Origin of the sequence: Pseudomonas azotoformans (assembly GCF_001579805.1) — a bacterium.
GTDB lineage: Bacteria > Pseudomonadota > Gammaproteobacteria > Pseudomonadales > Pseudomonadaceae > Aquipseudomonas > Aquipseudomonas azotoformans_A.
The window spans coordinates 4,385,707-4,404,491 of record NZ_CP014546.1 but is presented as its reverse complement, the minus strand read 5'-3'; the positions used below and the strand labels follow the sequence as shown (position 1 = coordinate 4,404,491).

The following is an 18,785-nucleotide window of genomic DNA, read 5'->3' as shown; positions in this document are numbered from 1 at the left end:
AAGGAGTCACACAATGGCCCGCAAATCTGCCGCCCAAGCCGTCGAAGATCAAATCAAGGATCAAGCCTTCAGTGAACTGACGGCGTTGATCGAAGAGTCGGACAAACTGCTCAAAAGCAGCGCATCCCTGGTAGGCGAAGAAGGCGAGACCCTGCGCGAACAGGTCGCCATCAAGCTCAAACAGGCCCTGGACTCGGTGTCCAACGTGCGCGAGCGCAGCAAACCGGTGGTGGATGCCACCGAAACCTACATCGGTGGTCACCCGTGGCAGACCGTTGCCATCTCCGCAGGCTTTGGCCTGGTGGTCGGCCTGCTGTTGGGCCGTCGTAACTGAGTCAACAGGGCTGCGCCACTGGCGCAGCCCTTTTCAGCCCGCCGCCAAGGCGCGCAGGTTTTGCAACTCCTGCGCGTCCATCAAGATCCCTTCCTGCTCTGACTTAGCCCGCGTACGGTGCCGCCGATCCCCCGGCAAGCGCCGCAGCCCCGCCGCATGCATCTGTCGCACCAGTTCCTGGCTGCGCTCGGCAAAGCTTTGCCCGGCGGTCTTGCTGGGGTCGATCACGATCAACAGTTGGCCGGTCCACGGCGTGCGTGCGCCAGGGTGATCGGACCAGTTGAACTCAAACGAGAAGTTGCCACCGGTCAACGCCGCGGCCAGCAGTTCGACCATCATGGACAGAGCGGAGCCCTTGTGCCCGCCAAACGGTAACAACGCGCCGCCTTCAAGGATGGCCTTGGGGTCCTGGGTCGGCTGGCCCAGCCCGTCGACACCCATGCCCGGCGGCAAACGCTCGCCTTTGCGCGCGGCAATCTGCACATCGCCATGGGCGATGGCACTGGTGGCTAGGTCGAACACAATCGGCAAGCCATCGGCGCGCGGCGCGGCGAAGGCAATGGGGTTGGTGCCGAACAGCGGGCGGTCGGCACCGTGGGGCACCACGCAGGTCATGCTGTTGACCACGCTCAGGGCCACCAAGCCTTGTTCGGCAAAGGGTTCGACATCCGGCCACAGGGCCGCAAAGTGATGGGAATTGTGAATGGCCAGCAAGGCAATTCCGGCACTGCGGGCTTTTTCCACCAGTAAAGGCCTGGCAGCCTCCAGGGCCGGCTGGGCGAAGCCGTTGCCGGCATCCACCCGCACAAACCCACTCGCCACATCCGTGACCTGAGGCACCGCGCGGCCATTCACCCAGCCACTGGCCAGGGTGCTGATATAACCAGGAATACGAAAAATGCCATGGCTGTGGGCGCCATCGCGCTCGGCGCTGGCGCAGTTGCTGGCGAGGATCGCGGCCACTTCAGGTGAAGTGCCATGGCGTTCGAACACCTGCTGCAGCAACGCCACCAGCGCACTGAAGCCTAGGGAGACACTGGAACCTTCAACGACCTTGGACGGCGTAGACATCTGAAGCTCCGAATTATGATTGGAAGGGGCAACAAGACGGGTAACTCAAGCCTGTGATTAAACAACGCGCCCCGCGCCTGCTGTCAATCGTCGCGTGCCGGTCAGGTCGTTTTTGCCGCAGTTATCTACCGCCGACTGCGCCGTCGTCCCGCCTACCCTGCCCTCACTACAGCGGCCTTGAAGGAGAGCAATGGATGACCCACGTAAACCCACCGTATTTTTTCCCGGAGTTCCACCGACCGGCGCGCAGAAAACAACCGACTGAACGCGAGCGAGCGCTCGGCCTGACACTGAAGGACCTGGACTGGCTCAACACGCTGTACTACGCCACCGATCAAGCTCGCCAGGACGAAGCCTTGCGCGACCACCCGATGGCGGTGGAGAAATTCATCCTCAAGCTCACACCCAAAGTCTCCATCCCGTTGGCCGGCACTTTCCTGATGAGCTCCAGCCCTGATGAAAGCAAGGCGTTGCTCTACACGCCTTATGGCGGAATCGAAGTGTTCGATGATCGCGAGGCCGTCATTGACGAGCTAATAAACCGCTTGAATAGCGAAGACCATCGCGTTGATTTAATTCATTTTTTATCCATAAAACAACGCAAAGACTTTGCCCCCGGCACTGCCTTTACGCTGGGCACTGCATTCATACCCGGCGCGGTATTCGAAGACCAGGAGAACACTATCGAGGCCAGCCAGAAGCTCAACCTGCAAGCCGTGCTTGCAGAGTTGCGTAAAACGCCCAGCCTGGCCTGGCTGCTCGATACCCTGCTTGCCATCATGGCGCGTTCCTATTTCCCAGGCCTCGATCAACGGGACACGCGGGTCAACAGTTTTATCGCCGCCGACGCAGAACACCCCGAGCAGTCTCCGCGCTGGATCAATTCCACTGCGCTGAGTGACGTGTTGTTGCAGTACTATCTCAAGCAGGATTGGCCGACCGCACAGACGCGCACCTTCTCCAACCCACGCCATATCACCCACGACTTCAGCGACACCCGCCACGCTGAAGACCTGCAACATTGGGAAAGCCTGGTGCAACAAACCGCCGGCGTCCTCACAAAATTGCTGGGCAGCCTGTTGCAAACCTGGTGGAACGAAGACATCGACAGCGGCTACTCGCGCCTGGAGCTGTTTACCCAGGCGATGCGTGACAAATTCCGCGCCGACCTGCTGTTCAAGCACCAGTACGCCATCGTGTCAGCAGAGGAAAACCAACACCTGCTAGCGCTCTTCCTGCCTGACCAGGCCGCGCGCAGCGCTTGGCACCCCTCGTTGCATATCGAGAAGGTCAGTATTCACGCGCCGTACCAGCACTACGTGGAACTGGCCTCGACCTTGTTGATCGGGGGCAAGCATGCCTATCTCTACACCCAATCACGCGGGCTACAGGTGCTTGAAGACCTTGCCGACCTTAACGATACCTTGTTGAGCATGCTCAAGGCGGCCGGGCATGAGGATGAGCTGTTGAGCTTTCTATCCTTGGAAGAGCGCAGTGCATATATCGCAATGGATGCGGTGCAGGTCAGCGGTTTGCCGGTCGCCGGCAGTGTGTTCGGTGGGCTGGTCGAGGATATCGCCGCCAAGCAGCTGAGCAATCTGGAGCATGCCCTCGGCTTGTATCGACGCAGTAATGGCGCGGTAGACCTGGCAGCCCTGCTCGACTGCGCCCTGGACGTGCGCCATATGCTCGACAGTCGCCTGCTGTCACTCGACACCGCGGGCCGCTGGAGCCTGCACCCGATCAGCAGCGGCAATGGCAGGCCCTCAACCGTGCAGGCCGAACGTGCCAAACTGCAGTTGCAAACGCTGCAAGCGGCGCAGGCGGCATCTGCCGCGCAACGTCGCCAGCATCCGACCCTGCGCGGCCTGGCCCGACGCGCACTGAATACCGAGTTGCACAAGTACCAGCTGGATATGGATGCCTCTGATATCTACATCAACACCTATGCCACCCAGGCGGAACAACGCGAAGAGCGCGTGCCGGTGCGCTCGGTGATGCTGGTGGATTTTCTGATCGAACACCTGGCTCAGGTCGCGAGCCCTTTGGGCGACACACCGGACATGGGTTTCTATGCCACCCGTCGAGACGGCGCCGCCCTGCGCTGGAACAGCTTGAGCAGCTCGACGGTCAACGCCATGGTCGCTTTCTCCATGGTAGGCCTCACCCACCACGACGTGCGCGAGCTTCCTCGCCAATTCCTGGAGGATCACCGCGAAACATTGGGCAGTGCCCTGCTGCTCGGCCTGCGCAGCGAGACTGAACTGCGCTTGCTGAACAAGACGCTGTCGCCCCAGCAGCATGCGATCCTGGACACCGTCCTGCGCCCCGACAGCATGACCCGTTTGAAACGCCACGGACTCAATGGGTTTCTACCGGACGCCTACGGCCTCACACTCACCCTGGGCGAGCAACTGCTGCCGCTGGCCAACTGCTTCGTGCTCACCGAGCGCGGCGGCATTGACCCCAACCACTCCGGCCAAGCGTTGCTATGGACCCCCCAACACGGCCACGAACCCTTCGAGTCGGTCAACGCGCTGCGCAAGCAGCTGGAACAACGCCTGACCCAGCCTGACAAGCGCCTGGCGCTCTTGCATAACTTGCCGCTGCGCCAGCGAAAGCCGCACACCACGTTTGGCCTGGGGCCGCTGCAGCGTATTGACGAACATTTGCTCAACGACCGCCAACAGAGCTACGTCGAGCACGGGGTGGACGACATAGAGTTTTGGCTGGCCGCGCCGCTGGCCCCCAAACAGCGTCAAGACTGTCTGGACAACGAGATGCAGCAAGCCTCGCTGTCGAATCTGGACCGGGCGGCGAGCATCGCCCAGGCGATGATTCAGCAACAGGCCTTGCCCGTCTGGCTGGGGATGGCCATGCCCCAGGAACAGTTGCTGCACGCTGAACTGCTTGAACAGTACCGCCTGAGCACGCTGGATGAGCGCGACTACCTGCACAGCCTGCCGCCGCTGCGCGAACACGTCGCCAGTCGCCTGCGCACCCTGCTCGACGCACGCTACCCCGGACTGGAGCTGAACCCCGACGATGTACTGATACCGGCGCGCATCGTCCTTAACGGACACACCCAGAGCCTGACGGACTTTGCCCTGCGCCATTTGCCCGACCTGCACGCCAACAATCTTCACCCACGCGCCCGTGGCGCTACTCCGTTGCCGACCACGTTCGACGGGGCGGCGGTGGTGCAACTGGTGCGACAACTGGATATCGCGTCGACCTATAACACCCTGCTCACCACGCACTTGGCAGCTGACACCGACGACGCGCGCCAGCGCCGCGAGCTGTTTAGCCGGCAACTGCCCTGGCAATTGCTGCGCCACGCCCATGAAGAGAAGCTCGAAGAGCGCCTGAGTGAGGCGGCGTGGGGGTTTATCCAGCAGGTCATCGACATGCCGGACGCGGTGGCGCGGGAACAGGTCAGCGGCGCCAGTGCGATGATTCGCCCGCTGGAACTGGTGGCGACAGAGGGCGCGCAGGCGGTCAAGGTAACCGGTGTGTACCTTATCGGCCCGCAGGCCAAGGCCTCTGGCCCGCTGGTGCTTTACGCGCCCTACAGCCCGCTGCGTGTGCTCAAGGAATATGCAAGCGAAGAGGAGTTGCGCAGGGAGATCAACCGTCCCGGTCCGCTGCAGGAATGGATCATCCGCCAATTGGACGAACCCGCGCAGGCGACCTACCGCAACCTGCTGCGGCCCACCCAGCGTCCGGGTTCGGACATTCGCCTCGCGTCGAACCCGATCCGGGGCAATATCTTGCCGCGGCTGTTCCACGACAACACGCTGCTGCTGCTGAAAATGCTCACCTGCCAGTTCGAACGGGAAGGCAAGGACCAATGGGACGGCATCACCAGCCTGTTGCGTAACGGCATTCCCATGGCGTTGCAATTTATCGCGGGCAAGCTCAAATACCCGATGGTGGTATGGCGCAGCTTCAAGCTGTTCGAAGCGTCCGCTGAAGACTTGCAGCAACAGCGCTTTGGCGCAGGCCTGCGCAAGTTCATCCAGGGTCTGGCGACGCTGGCATCGCTGCGCAAGCAACTCGACGAGTGGCTGCCTACAGACCCGCCCACAGCGCCCACCGACCTGCCGCAAACAGGACCCGCACCGGCTATGACGGTGAGCACCTTGGATGTGACAGACCCGATGCGTACCCGGCTGCGACGTTTTGAAAACATGACGGTGGCGTTGGCTGATTTGCGCCTGGACGAAGAGCGCGGGGTTTATACCCAACCGGTCAACAACCGCACCTACGTCCCCGTAGCCGGCCGGGTTTACCCGATAGAACAACGCGGTGAGCACTGGCGCGTGAGCCTGGCGTCGGAATTAGGGCCTTTTGTCGAGCGTAACGCGCGGGGCCAGTGGGTTCTGGACCTCTCCGAGCGTGAGCCGCGCTTCGGGCCGACCCTTTCGCGTTACCGAGGGCGATACGTCACCCGCCTCACGGAGCGCGACTCCATCAACATCGAGGCGCAGGGGTTGCCAGCCATCCGCGCACTGGACATGGACAAGGCACTGATCATCCACCGTGCGCTCAACGTGGCGCTGTTCTACACCTTCACCTGCCAGGACAACCTGACGTTGTTCGCGATCCGGCGCGATCCCAATTCCCGCGTAGGGCGTTTTCTGACCGAAATGTTCGGCGTGCTCAACTTCAATCCCGCGCAGGTGAGCAAGATACAAACCCGCGTCAGGGAAATCCTCGACGGCTTGACCCAGCAAAGCCTGCTCACATTTGATTCAGAGCGCTTCGTTGTCGGCTCAGCCCGCTGGGCTCCTGACGAGACTTTTGCCTTCGTGATACCGGAAGATGCCCAGCAAAGGATCTATTTGCTGGACCTCTTCTTCGAAACGACGATGGACTCCTACTTGGGTCACCTGAACACGCCATTCGACATCCACGACCATGCACGGGCGGCCACCTTGATTCACGAAATGAGCCACCTGGTGTCAGCCACCGAAGACATCGCCTACATGGACTCGATGCGTCCGTTCCTGGACCTGATCAATCGTGGAACGGCGGAAGGCCTGCGCAAGTACACGGCGCTGTCGAATCTGCAAAGCACTGCGCTTTCTGTGTTGACGCCAGCAACCATGCTGTTCAAGACCTGGAACGATCTTTCACAACGTTGGGAAGACTTAGGCAATACAGGCTCGACCAAAGTGCGTGACAAAGTACTGCACCTCACGGGAGCCAGGACGCTGGATGATGCCCGGGCAATATTCATGAGCGATGCAGACCGTCGCATTGACATTATCCTGGCCAATGCAGACTCGGTGACGTGCCTGATCACCCACTTGGGGCGAGAGCTGTTTCCGGGGCGCTGAGGCAGCACCCCGGCAGAGCGCTTCAGTCCTTCTGATCACGCAGGATGTTGCCCGACGCACCATCGATACGCGCCTCATATACCGTGCCGTCGGACTTGCGCCCTTTGACTTCCCAATAGCCATTGTCATCGGCCTCGGCGGCATACACCTCAACGTAACCGGCCTTGGTCTTGGCGACTTCAATCGCCTTCTCGATGGTGATCCAGCCTGCCCCCGGTTTATCGGCCAGGGCGGCACCGGCACTGAGCAGTGCGGAAGTTGCACACAGGGCGATTAAGGTTTTCTTCAGCATTTTCGTTCTCCATTGTGGGAATGTCCTGAATCTTTTAGGTATTCCCAAACGAGAATAAGTTCCAATTGATGTGCAATCGCCATGATGGCTGTTCTCGCCGTCCACCCTGGGAGGTTAGAATGTGCGAAATCAGGATGAGTTAATGAGCGAAAAGTCCCTTTCAGAAGCCGAATATGACGCCATCACCGACGCCGCCGCGCATTGGTGCATGCGCCTGCACGCGGGCGATTGCACGACGAGCGAGCGTCAGGCTTTTGAACAGTGGCATGACTCCCACCCGCTGCATGCCTTTGAATACGCGGCGATGCTGGAGATCTGGGACGTTGCCGACCACCTCCCCCGCCACGAACCCACGCCGGTGGTGGTGCCGCTCAAACCCCGCAGTCGCGTGCGCACCTACGCCGTGGCGGCGGCGATCTGCCTGGTCGCCCTGCCCCTGGCAGCCTTTACGGGGTGGGAAGCCGGTTGGCTGCCCAGTTCCTACGAGCGCTTCGAGGCTGCCAACGGTTTGCGCCTGGTCACCCTGGGTGATGGCAGCCAGGTGGAACTTAACCTGGGCACCGAGTTGGTCTACAGCAACTACAAGGACCAGCGTCGGGTCACGCTGAAAAAGGGCGAAGCGTTTTTCAAAGTCAGCCATGACAGTGCCCATCCCTTTATCGTGCACGCTGGCGCAGGCCAGGTTCGGGTGACGGGCACCCAGTTCAACGTCTGGAAATACGAAGACCAGGTACGGGTGATGTTGCTGGAAGGCTCAGTGCAGATTGCCAGCGACCAGGTCCACGGCAGTGTGCCTCTGACGCCCGGCATGCAGGCCAGTTACCAACAAGGTGATGCCACGCCCCGCGTGCGGACGATCAGCCCTGATGACACCGCCCTGGCCTGGCGCCAGGGCAAGCTGATCCTCGACAACCTGGCGCTGGCCGATGCGTTGCCGCTGATCAACCGCTACCTCACCAAACCGGTGATGCTGGCCGACGCCAACACCGGCGCGATCCGCATCGGTGGCATCTACAACATCAGTGAGGTCAACCACCTCATTGCCTCCCTGCCCAAGGTTTTGCCGGTCTACCTGACCCAGAACCAGGACGGCAACCCCGTACTCAACGCCATCCCGCGTAAAACGCCCAAAGGCTGAACCGCTGCCCACCGTTGTGGGCTTTGTCATGCCTGAAGTGTCCGTTTTTTTAACACGCCCTTGCCCTGAACCGCCCGTGCACAGCGGATTCATCGTTTTGCCATGGGCAGTGTTACAGCGCTGATACAACCGAGTGAAGCGTTTGCGCAGTGGCTGGGTAGCTGTGAATGGCCGGGGCGTTGTTTCATTCCTGAAACAGCGCTGCTATCACTTTGCCCATCAATATCTTCAACCCCTTGAATAACCACGCAAAATAAAAAGCGGCACGGCTTCTGCTCTATCCCTTACAGCGCTGTTTAGGGTCAGCGCGAAGAATAAGGAATGCCGCCGTGAATACACTCACTCAAGGTTCGATGAACGTACTGCTGATCAGCTGTGTACTCAGCGCCAGCATCGTGGTTCCGAGCCATGCGGGTGACGGCGTGATCGTCACCGGGCGCGACGTACAGGGACACATGTACGGTCGGTCTTCCTTTGGTCCAGATCCTTACCCCCAGACCGCCAATGCCAATCCAAGCCGGGAAATCCTCGGCGCCCTTTCGGGCGAACTGAGTGACCGAGACTTCGGCGCCGTCAGCAGCGGCTTGAGCATCACCCGTGCCATCCAGCCTAACGGCAACCTCTCCGGCTTGAGTGCCACCCAAAACAGCATGTCCACCTTGGGCGCCGGCGCAGCCGCCAGTCGCTCCGGGGGCAGTGGCAGCATGGGGGGGCAGATCAGCGATTCGATCCAGCGTGGCCTGGCGCCGTTGAACAACATCGGCAGCATGATGGGGGGCAAACAATGAACCGTTCTCTGCTCCTTCTGGCCCTGCTCACCAGCGCTTCGGCCATGGCCGACAACACCGCCGTGATCAATAACAGCGGTAAAGACTACCGCGGCAACCTGATGATCAACCAGGCCGCAGGCAACCAGCAGCAAACCGCCAACAACCGCGCCGTCGCGCTGGGTGGTCAGGCGACCACCAGCAATATCCAGAGAATGGACGGCAAGGTCGACCCTTCCCTGAACGCCAAAGCGGCGATCGAGGGCACTTCTTTCAGCAATGGCAACGGCATGTTGGGCATCAACCAGTCCGCCGGGGCCAATAACCAATTAGTCAATGCGGTGCGGATCAGCGTCAACCCTGGCCCGCAAAGCATCGACGACAGCGTCCTGTTGCAACAGAACACGACGACGCTGGCAACCGACTCAGGGCTCACCCCCACCACTGGCAGCCGCCAGGTCGTGACAAGCGACCAGGCCTTCACCGGCAGCCGAGGAGTGATTCAGGTGAACCAGAGTGCCGGGGTGGGGAACCGAGTGGCTAACACCCTGGGCATCACTATCAAGTAACGGCTTGGTAGCACGAGTTAGACCGTACCAACACTTAACCAACTAATTAGAAGCAAGGAGAAACACCATGAAACCTCAAATGGCTCTGAAACCAATGGTTTTCGCTCTCGCCGCACTCATGGCTGCTGCTGCTCAAGCAGGTGGTGGCTGGCACCCTGCGCCTCAACCAACAGGTACTGTCGCCGCTGTTGTGACGGATGTGCAAAAAAGCGAACACAATAAGTTCGATGACACCAAAACCGAGAACAACGCTTCTGCGGATGGTTCGGTAACCGGCAACAGCGGTAACACTGGCGTCAACGTGCTGTCCGGTTCCGGCAACCAGGCCGACAACGCCGGCGCTATCTCCAGCGCCAAAGGCGACTTCGCGACAGTGTTTGCAGTGATCGATGTTGATCAAAGCAGCCAGCACAACAACTTTGTCAACAAAGGTACCCAAAACAACGCTTCGCTGGATAACTCCGTCAACCGTAACTCCGGCAACGTGGGCTACAACGGCCTGTCCGGTCAAGGAAACCAAGGTAAAAACAACCTGGCTATCACTACCGCTGACGGCAAAAACATCGCCGCTGCCGCCAACACCGAGCAAAATTCGCTCAACAACAGCTACCTCAACACTGCCGCTACCAGCCACGGCTATGGCCATGGCGGCAAGCCTCAATACGTGTCCAACAACGCCAGCCTGGACAACTCGGTCAACTCCAACAGCGGTAACGTTGGGGTGAACGTACTGTCCGGCTCGGGCAACCAAGGCAGCAACAGCCTGTCTGTAGGCCAAGGTTGCAGCGTCTGCAGCAGCGGCGTGCGCTTCTGATCCAACGGGGCCTTGGCAACAAGGCCCTTTTTTATTCCAGTGTCCAACAGGTCATTCGATCATGCGCCTCGCGACCCTCACCCTCCTGATGTTGCTCACCGGCCCGACCTGGGCAGGCACCATGGCGATCTCCGCCATGCCTGGCGGTGCAGTTATCTACAAGAAGGTCGAGAGTATCCGTGAACGCAAATTCGCCAACCTGGTGGAACAGAAAACCGATTTCAGCTGTGGTGCTGCGGCACTCGCCACCATCCTGCGCCAGGGCTATTGGCTCGACGTAGACGAAGACCACATCATCAAAGGCATGCTGGTCAATGCAGACCAGGACCTGGTACGTACCCAGGGTTTCTCCATGCTGGACATGAAGCGCTACCTCGAAAGCATCGGCATGCGTGCCCGGGGCTACAAAATCGGGCCAGACACCCTGGCGACCGTGAAGATCCCTGTGGTGGTGTTGCTGGAAATCCGGGGCTACAAGCACTTCGTGGTGTTGCAGCGCGCGGACAAGGACTGGGTCTATATCGGCGACCCGGTGCTGGGCCACAAGCGCTATTCACACGATGACTTCGTCAAAGGTTGGAATGGCATTGTATTCGCCGTGCTGGGTGAAGGTTACGACAAGGCCAACGCCCTGCTCGACCCGCCCACGCCACTGACCGCCAAGAACCAGTTGAATGAGTTCAGGCCCGTAGGCGATGCCGAGCTGATGGACTTCGGTTTCATCCAGAGCGACTTCTTCTAAGAAGCGCAATAAGGGGCAGGACGCTCCAGGAGCAGAAGATGAACACTTCCCGTTGGCTGACGGTCTTGTGTCTGGCAGCCTCAATGCCCGCTTATGCTTCGTCGGGGTTCAAACCGATCGAACTCAAGGACTCGGAAATGGCCGAGCTGCGCGGTCGTTATGTGATGCCGGGGCGGATTGTCAGTTTCGGTATTGTCATTAGCAGCACCTGGACCAATGCCGTGGGCGACACCATTACTGGCAAGGCCAGCATGCAAGTCGATTCCTCCACCATCACGCCACAATTCTACGTACAGACCACGGGCTCTACCGGTACGGGCACCAATCCGAATGCGGGCACCGGTAACGTCAGCGGCGGCGCCGGGCCTGGGCACCGGCACAGGTGTGACCCAAAGCGTGCGCGCAGCCGGCGACGGCAACACCGCGTACAACAATGTCGGGATCAACGTCACCGAGAACGGCTTCGCCCCGTCCAACATCGTGCAATCCGGCCAGGTACTGGTCGCCGGCGGCACCGTCACCGGGGACAGCGCGGCAGGTCGTGTGAGTGTGTCGGCCAACAATGGCGGCTTGCAGATGGCGATCCAGGGCAACCACAACCAAGGCAATAGCCTCCAGCAAATTGGCGGCGGCCAAGTGCTGCAAGGCACCGTGTTGACCGGCGATAGAAACTTCGTCTCCAACATGACCCAGCTGAATGTGGTGATGAACAACGGCCTGAACAACCCGGCGCTGAACTGTAATCTGGATCAACTCAAAGGCCTACGCACTCTCGGTTATTGAACTACGCTGACCCTCGACACTTACGCATTAGAAAAGGACGGCTTATTTCATGCATCGATCGTTATCGCTACGTGCGGTGGTCTGTTTAAGTACGCTCTTGCCCGCATCCCTGTTGTATGCCGCGCCAGACGCCGATATCGAGACCCTCAAACAGGAACTTCTGGAACTCAAGCAGCGGTACGAAGTGCAGCAAAAAGCCTTGGCGGTACTGGAACAACGGGTTCGCCAAGTCGAGGACCAACCGGCGACGCCCGCGCCCAAACGCTTGGCCAAATCCCCGGCAGACTTCCAGAAAGCCAGTGGCGGCGCGACCGTGGCAGGCACAGGCGCTGCGGCCGCATCCGGCGGGGCCGGTGGCGGTGGCAGTTCTTATGGGCAGTCGCTCAAGGACGACTCGGCACCCGCGCAAAGCGTGAGCAACCTCTACAACGAAGCCAGCGGTTTCTTCGGCAACGGCAAGTTCAGCTTTGAAACCGGTATTACCTACGCGCGCTACGATGCACGCCAGCTCACGCTCAACGGTTTCCTGGCACTGGACTCGATCTTCCTCGGTAATATCAACCTGGACAGGATCAAGGCGGATAACTGGACGCTGGACCTGACCGGTCGCTACAACCTCGATAACCGCTGGCAGTTCGATGTAAACGTGCCGGTGGTGTACCGCGAATCGACCTACCAGTCCGGCGGTGCGGGCAACAATGCCAATGCCACCTCGGAAGAGTCGGTGAGCCGCGACCCGACCATCGGCGACGTCAACTTCGGCGTGGCGTACAAATTCCTGGATGAAACCCCCACCCTGCCGGATGCGGTGGTGTCGCTGCGCGTCAAGGCGCCTACCGGTAAGGAACCGTTCGGCATCAAGTTGGTACGCTCAACCGCCAACGACAACCTGTATGTACCGGAAAACCTGCCGACCGGTAACGGTGTCTGGTCGATCACGCCGGGAATCTCGCTGGTCAAGACGTTCGACCCGGCCGTGCTGTTTGGCTCGTTCTCCTACACCCACAACTTCGAAGAGTCGTTTGATGACATCAGCAGTGACGTCAACCAGAAAGTCGGCGGTAAGGTCAGCCTGGGCGACAGCTTTCAACTGGGTGTCGGTGTTGCCTTTGCACTGAACGAGAAGATGAGTATGTCGTTCTCGGTGTCCGACCTGATCCAGCGTAAAAGCAAGCTCAAGCCCAATGGCGGGGACTGGCAGTCGGTGGTGTCCAGTGATGCCAATGCCGGTTACTTTAACGTGGGCATGACGATTGCAGCATCGGATAACCTGACGATCGTGCCGAACCTGGCGATCGGGATGACAGATGATGCGCCGGACTTTACGTTCAGCCTGAAATTCCCCTACTACTTCTAACCCTCACACAAGGAAAAGCCCCGCAACGATAAGGGTCGTTGCGGGGCTTTTCGGTTTACCCGCCCTAGCGGATCTGGTGTTTGTGCAGCAACCGGTAGAACGTGGGTCGGGAAACCCCCAGTACACGGGCCGCCACACTCAGGTTATCGCTGTGCCGGTTGAGCACGTCGCACAGCGCCTGACGTTCGGCGCGGTGCTTATAGTCTTCCAGTGTAGCCATAGGCGGCGAAATTGCCTGTTGGCCGTGTAATCCCAGATCAACGGCTTCGATCTGGCGCCCTTCGGCCAGTACCAGGCCGCGCCGGACTCGGTTGGCCAGCTCGCGGACGTTACCCGGCCAGGCGTGTTCACCCATTGCCACCAGCGCATCGTCGCTGAAGCTGCGCGGGCGGCGGCCGGTCTCCTGGCTGTAGAACCGTGAAAAGTGATTGGCCAGCATCGCGACGTCGCCATGGCGATCACGCAACGGCGCCGTGACCACTTGCAGGACATTGAGGCGGTAGTACAGATCTTCGCGAAAGGTGCCCTTCTCTACCGCTGCCTCCAGGTCGACGTGAGTAGCCGCCAATACCCGCACATCTACGGGAATCGGCTGGCTGCCGCCGACGCGCTCAATCTGTTTTTCCTGCAGAAACCGCAGCAGGTTGGCCTGCAACTCCATCGGTAAATCACCGATTTCATCGAGGAACAACGTGCCACCGTTGGCCGCTTCGATACGCCCGACCTTGCGCTGATGGGCGCCGGTAAACGCGCCCTTCTCATGACCGAACAATTCGGATTGGATCAAATGTTCAGGAATCGCCCCGCAGTTGATCGCCACAAACGGCTTGGCGTGGCGCTGGGACTGGCGATGCAGGGTCTTGGCCACCAGCTCTTTACCGGTGCCGCTGTCGCCACGGATCAGCACCGGAGATTCGGTGGGTGCAAGCTTGGACAATAACTTGCGCAGTTCGCGGATCGGTCGACTGTCACCCAGCAACTCATGCTCAGGTTCGTCCACTGGCATATGGCCCTTGCCGCGCAGACGTGCCATGCCAAAGGCACGCCCTAGCGTAACCTGCACGCGGGCCACATCGAACGGCAAGGTATGGAAATCGAAAAACCACTCACAAACGAAGTCACCGACGTTCTGCAGGCGCAACACGTCTTGACTGAGTACGGCGATCCACTCGGTGCCGCTGCGGCCGATCAGCTCCTTGACCGCTTCCGGACGCTCCAGGTGATAGGGCTGCAGGCGCAGCAGGCCGACATCGCAGGACCGGTCGCCCACGGCCTCCAGGGTACAGCTGTCCACTTCCCACCCGGCGGTGCGCAAACCGGGCAATAGCCCATGGCAGTCGTCACAGGGGTCGACCACGAGCAAGCGACGCTGCACAGGTGTAACAACCATGACTATTCCTTGGCGTCAAAATTGTTAAAGTTATTTAGAAACAACGGTTTGTGACGCCTGGCGCTAACACTAGCAAGGTCTTGACGCTGACCTTGTACCGTTTCGCTATAAGCCCCGGCAAAAAGCCCCTTGCGCGTCTTTACGCAAAAAAAATTACACGTCAGCGAAACTTTCATTCAGCTTTCAAAACAGCCGCTTACATGACGTTAATCACTAAAAGTTGAAAATAGTTGCTCTAACATGTGACCCGTACCCCGCCATCGTGCATCAGTACAAGTAACCCGCCGCACGGTCAGCCCAACCGCCGGCACTCACTTGAATGGGCAATGAGAGAGAACCCCACATGAACGCCCCGCTCCGCATCAACGAAGCTCTTTTGATCGCAGACCGTGCCTTCCAGCCCTTTCAGTGCGTGGCCTGGCATGACGGCAATGGCGCCCTCAGCCTGAGCGTCATCGACCGCACCAACAACCGTATCGGCAGCAAACAACTGTCTTCGAGCGCTTATACCGACCCGGCACAACTGGAAGACCTGCTGTTGCAGGCCCGCGCCGAGCTCGATAAAAGTGGCTACCAGTTGCAATCCTGGGCAATGCCGAAGTAATCCAACACGGCAACTTGCGCTTATCGGTTTAGATAAGCGCAAGTTCAGTGTTAGAGCGTATGACGCTTATTGAGCGGCCAGAATAAACCGTTCAATGGCCTCTGCGGCACCGTCCTCGATATTACTACCGGTTACAACGCTGGCCTGGCGCTTGACGGTTTCTTCAGCCTGGCCCATGGCAATCGACAAGCCGGCCACGTGAAACATTGCCGGATCATTGCCGCCATCACCTATAGCTGCCGTCTGTTCCATCGGGACGCCAAGGTGTGCAGCCAGCGTTTTCAAGGCCTCGCCCTTGTTAGCCAGCATCGCCGTCACATCCAGGTACACCGGCTGTGAACGCGACACCTGAGCCAACCCTTGCACCTTGGGCTGCAACTGCGCCTCCAGTTCCACCAGCAATTGCGTGTTGTTGCTGGCCGCGACGATTTTATCCACTCGGTCCAGGTAAGGCTCAAAACTCTCTACCACAATCGGCCCGTAGCCCAGGCCATCGGCCTCGCGCTGCACCATCGGCCCTGGCGGGTCGCGGCGCAGCCAGTCGCCATCGGCAAACACCCAGACTTCCACATCCGGCTCCGCCGAGAACAGCGCCAGGGTCACCAGCGCCGCCTCCGCCGGCAGATGATGGGCAACCAGGATGCTGCCATCCGGGTTGATCAACGTGCCGCCATTAAAACCAGCCACCGGCACATCGATGCCGAAGGTTTCGATCAGGTGCAGCATGGCCTTGGGCGGACGCCCGCTGGCCAGGCTGAAAAACACCCCGCTGTCACGCAAGGCCCGCACCGCATCGGCGGTGCGTTGGCTGAGACGGTGATCGGGATGCAGCAAGGTGCCGTCCACGTCACTCAGGATAAAACGGATGGGATGGATCGCGGCATCACTCATCCGAGGCTATGCCAGGTGCGACCATCACGGGCCAGCAGTGCATCGGCGGCGGCCGGGCCATCTTCACCGGCCTTGTAGGCCTGGATCCCGTCGTCTTCCTTCCACGCATCGAGGAATGGCTGCACCGCACGCCAGCCGTTCTCGATGTTGTCCGCGCGCTGGAACAAGGTCTGGTCGCCGGTCATGCAGTCGTAGATCAGGGTTTCGTACCCGGTCGACGGCTGCATTTCGAAGAAGTCCTTATAGGCAAAACCCAGCTGGATATTGGCCATGTCCAGGGTCGGCCCAGGCTTTTTCGCCAGCAGGTCGAACCACATGCCTTCATTGGGCTGGATCTGGATTTTCAGGTAGGTGGGCTTTAGCTCATCCACCTCGGTATCACGGAACTGCGCGTACGGCGCAGGCTTGAAGCAGATGACGATCTCGGTGTCACGCACACTCATGCGCTTGCCGGTGCGCAGGTAAAACGGCACGCCGACCCAACGCCAGTTGTCGATCATCACCTTGAGGGCGACAAACGTCTCGGTGCTGCTATCCGGGGCAACGTTGGCTTCTTCGCGGTAACCCGGCAGTTGTTTGCCGCCAATCTCTCCGGCGGTGTACTGACCGCGTACCGAGTTGGCCCGAGCATCTTCCAAGGACCAAGGACGTACCGCACCGATCACCTTGGCTTTTTCACCGCGCACGGCGTCAGCGCCAAAGGCCGCGGGCGGTTCCATGGCCACCATCGCCAGCAACTGGAAGAGGTGGTTGGGCACCATGTCGCGCAGGGTGCCGGTCTTCTCGAAGAAGTTGCCACGGGTTTCAACGCCGACGGTTTCGGCAGCGGTGATTTGCACGTGGTCGATGTAATGGTTGTTCCAGAACGCTTCGAACAGCACGTTGGAGAAGCGGCTGATCAGGATGTTCTGCACCGTTTCCTTGCCCAGGTAATGGTCGATGCGATAGATCTGCTTCTCGCTCATCACTTTGAGCAGGCTGGCGTTCAGTGCTTCGGCGGTGGCCAGGTCGGAGCCGAAGGGCTTCTCGATCACCACGCGACGGAAGCTGTCGTCAGTTTCCGTCAGCAAGCCGGCACTGCCCAGGCGCTGCACCACGTCACTGAAGAAGCGCGGTGCGGTGGCCAGGTAGAACACCGCGTTGCCGGTGCCGCTGTCAGCGATCTTCTTGCCGATGTCGGCGTAGGTGCTGTCGTCGAGGAAATCACCCTCGACGTAGCTGATGCCCTTGGCCAGTTGCGCCCACAGCTCAGGGTCCAGGGCGTTTTCGCCATTACCCCTGACCTTGCTCGCCGCTTCGGTGCGAATGAAGTCTTCAAGTTTCTTGGCGAAATCGGCGTCGCTGATGGCGTTGTGATCAACGCCAACGATGCGCAGGCCATCGCCCAGCAGCCCATCGCGGCTGAGGTTGTACAGCGCCGGCATGAGCAGGCGCTTGACAAGATCACCATGGGCACCAAACAGAAACAGTGTGGTGGGCGGAGCAGGTTCGGCCTTGGGTTTCTTGCCGTTGGCGGTCATTTTTTGGAAGTCTCCACGTGGCCGCCAAAGCCGAAGCGCATGGCAGACAGCATTTTGTCACCGTAAGTGCTCTGCTGACGCGAACGGAAACGTGCGAACAACGAAGTGGACAGCACCGGCACCGGCACGGCTTGTTCCATGGCGGCTTCGATGGTCCAGCGGCCTTCGCCACTGTCGGCCACGGAGCCGGAGTAACCGTCGAGTTTCGGGTCGGTGGCCAGGGCGTCGGCGGTCAGGTCCAGCAGCCAGGACGAGACCACGCTGCCACGGCGCCAGACTTCAGCGATGTCAGCCACGTTCAGGTCGAAGCGCTGGTCTTCCGGCAGGTTTTCCGAGTTCTTGGTCTTGAGGATGTCAAAGCCTTCGGCAAACGCCTGCATCATTCCGTACTCGATGCCGTTGTGGATCATCTTGACGAAGTGCCCGGAGCCCGCAGGGCCGGCATGGATGTAGCCCTGCTCGGCGCGCGGGTCAGCGCTGTCTTTGCGGTCTTTGGTGCGCGGGATATTGCCGAGGCCTGGGGCCAGGCTGTTGAAGATCGGATCGAGGCGTTGCACGGTCTCGGCGTCGCCACCGATCATCATGCAGTAGCCACGTTCCAGGCCCCAGACGCCGCCGGAGGTGCCGACGTCAACATAGTGCAGGCCTTTTTCCGCCAGCGCCTTGGCGCGGCGGACGTCGTCCTTATAGTTGGTGTTGCCGCCGTCGATGATTGCGTCACCGTCTTCCAACAGCGTGCTCAATTCATTGATGGTGTCTTCAGTGGGTGCGCCGGCAGGCAGCATCACCCAAACGGTGCGTGGCTTTTGCAGCCCGGCCACCAGTGCCTTGAGGTCGGCAACGCCGGTGGCGCCCTCTTCGCTCAGGCCTTTTACAAAGGCTTCGTTACGGTCGTAAACAACGGTGGTATGCCCATTGAGCATCAGGCGCCGTGCAATATTCCCGCCCATGCGGCCTAGTCCGATAATCCCCAGTTGCATGTGCTGATGCTCCTAACTACTAAAAAAATGTGTGCATAGTTTATAGCGCAATGAGGCCAATGAGGGTTAGTCAGGCGGATATCGATGTAGTTTCATGGAAAAAAGCTGCCACCATTTCACCATCACGACACAAAAAGTCACATGACCATCAAAAATAAAAAAGTTCCATTGCCCGAAAAAAGAATTCAGAA

Annotated in this window: 15 protein-coding genes and 1 pseudogene; 10 read left to right on the top strand and 6 right to left on the bottom strand. The window is 59.8% G+C overall.

The window, feature by feature from the left end; translation table 11 throughout:
- Positions 1-13: 13 nt before the first annotated feature.
- A complete protein-coding gene (locus AYR47_RS20365; RefSeq protein ID WP_003217958.1) occupies positions 14-334 on the top strand; it encodes a DUF883 family protein in 321 nt (106 codons plus the stop codon).
- Positions 335-367: 33 nt separating this feature from the next.
- On the opposite strand, the gene AYR47_RS20360 is transcribed toward AYR47_RS20365, so the two are convergent.
- Positions 368-1,405, bottom strand: coding sequence for an Ldh family oxidoreductase (locus tag AYR47_RS20360; protein ID WP_061436519.1), 1,038 nt, complete (start codon positions 1,403-1,405; stop codon positions 368-370).
- Between the two features lie 194 nt (positions 1,406-1,599).
- Here AYR47_RS20360 and AYR47_RS20355 point away from each other — a divergent pair, with 194 nt between their 5' ends.
- A complete protein-coding gene (locus tag AYR47_RS20355; RefSeq protein ID WP_061436518.1) occupies positions 1,600-6,747 on the top strand; it encodes a dermonecrotic toxin domain-containing protein in 5,148 nt (1,715 codons plus the stop codon).
- 22 nt (positions 6,748-6,769) lie between these two features.
- Here AYR47_RS20355 and AYR47_RS20350 read toward each other — a convergent pair whose 3' ends face one another.
- Positions 6,770-7,039, bottom strand: a complete 270-nt coding sequence (locus tag AYR47_RS20350; protein ID WP_033900369.1) for a PepSY domain-containing protein — start codon at positions 7,037-7,039, stop codon at positions 6,770-6,772.
- A 142-nt stretch (positions 7,040-7,181) separates the two neighbouring features.
- Between AYR47_RS20350 and AYR47_RS20345 the strand changes: the two genes are divergently transcribed.
- The 7 genes and pseudogenes from AYR47_RS20345 to AYR47_RS20315 all read left to right on the top strand — a co-directional run bounded on the left by AYR47_RS20345 (position 7,182) and on the right by AYR47_RS20315 (position 13,209).
- Positions 7,182-8,177 carry a FecR family protein gene (locus AYR47_RS20345; RefSeq protein WP_038845313.1) on the top strand — a complete coding sequence of 332 codons (996 nt, stop codon included), beginning with the start codon at positions 7,182-7,184 and terminating at the stop codon, positions 8,175-8,177.
- Positions 8,178-8,506: 329 nt separating this feature from the next.
- Positions 8,507-8,965, top strand: a complete 459-nt coding sequence (locus AYR47_RS20340) for a hypothetical protein (RefSeq protein ID WP_033900364.1) — start codon at positions 8,507-8,509, stop codon at positions 8,963-8,965.
- Positions 8,962-9,513, top strand: coding sequence for a hypothetical protein (locus tag AYR47_RS20335; RefSeq protein WP_033900362.1), 552 nt, complete (start codon positions 8,962-8,964; stop codon positions 9,511-9,513). The genes AYR47_RS20340 and AYR47_RS20335 overlap by 4 nt, the downstream gene beginning before the upstream one ends.
- A gap of 67 nt (positions 9,514-9,580) precedes the next feature.
- The gene (locus tag AYR47_RS20330) at positions 9,581-10,327 is read left to right on the top strand and encodes a hypothetical protein (RefSeq protein WP_033900359.1); all 747 of its coding nucleotides are present in this window, start codon (positions 9,581-9,583) and stop codon (positions 10,325-10,327) included.
- Positions 10,328-10,388: 61 nt separating this feature from the next.
- The gene (locus AYR47_RS20325; RefSeq protein ID WP_033900357.1) at positions 10,389-11,069 is read left to right on the top strand and encodes a C39 family peptidase; all 681 of its coding nucleotides are present in this window, start codon (positions 10,389-10,391) and stop codon (positions 11,067-11,069) included.
- Between the two features lie 38 nt (positions 11,070-11,107).
- Positions 11,108-11,852: pseudogene (locus AYR47_RS20320) on the top strand (hypothetical protein).
- 49 nt (positions 11,853-11,901) lie between these two features.
- Positions 11,902-13,209: a transporter gene (locus AYR47_RS20315; RefSeq protein ID WP_061436516.1), complete on the top strand. Its 1,308-nt coding sequence runs from the start codon at positions 11,902-11,904 to the stop codon at positions 13,207-13,209.
- A gap of 64 nt (positions 13,210-13,273) precedes the next feature.
- Here the strand turns inward: AYR47_RS20315 and AYR47_RS20310 are convergent, their stop codons facing one another.
- Complete coding sequence (locus tag AYR47_RS20310; RefSeq protein ID WP_016979412.1) at positions 13,274-14,599, bottom strand: sigma-54 dependent transcriptional regulator; 1,326 nt, start codon at positions 14,597-14,599, stop codon at positions 13,274-13,276.
- Between the two features lie 343 nt (positions 14,600-14,942).
- On the opposite strand from AYR47_RS20310, the gene AYR47_RS20305 reads away from it, so the two are divergent.
- Positions 14,943-15,203 carry a hypothetical protein gene (locus AYR47_RS20305; RefSeq protein ID WP_033897462.1) on the top strand — a complete coding sequence of 87 codons (261 nt, stop codon included), beginning with the start codon at positions 14,943-14,945 and terminating at the stop codon, positions 15,201-15,203.
- 66 nt (positions 15,204-15,269) lie between these two features.
- On the opposite strand, the gene AYR47_RS20300 is transcribed toward AYR47_RS20305, so the two are convergent.
- Genes AYR47_RS20300 through gnd form a run of 3 tightly spaced genes read right to left on the bottom strand, consistent with a single transcriptional unit; the run spans position 15,270 to position 18,594 of the window.
- On the bottom strand, positions 15,270-16,094 hold the full coding sequence (locus AYR47_RS20300) for a Cof-type HAD-IIB family hydrolase (protein WP_061436514.1): 825 nt from the start codon (positions 16,092-16,094) through the stop codon (positions 15,270-15,272).
- Positions 16,091-17,614 carry a glucose-6-phosphate dehydrogenase gene (zwf, locus tag AYR47_RS20295; RefSeq protein ID WP_061436513.1) on the bottom strand — a complete coding sequence of 508 codons (1,524 nt, stop codon included), beginning with the start codon at positions 17,612-17,614 and terminating at the stop codon, positions 16,091-16,093. Before zwf ends, AYR47_RS20300 begins: the two co-directional genes overlap by 4 nt.
- Positions 17,611-18,594, bottom strand: a complete 984-nt coding sequence (gene gnd, locus AYR47_RS20290; protein WP_033897459.1) for a phosphogluconate dehydrogenase (NAD(+)-dependent, decarboxylating) — start codon at positions 18,592-18,594, stop codon at positions 17,611-17,613. Before gnd ends, zwf begins: the two co-directional genes overlap by 4 nt.
- Positions 18,595-18,785: the final 191 nt, after the last annotated feature.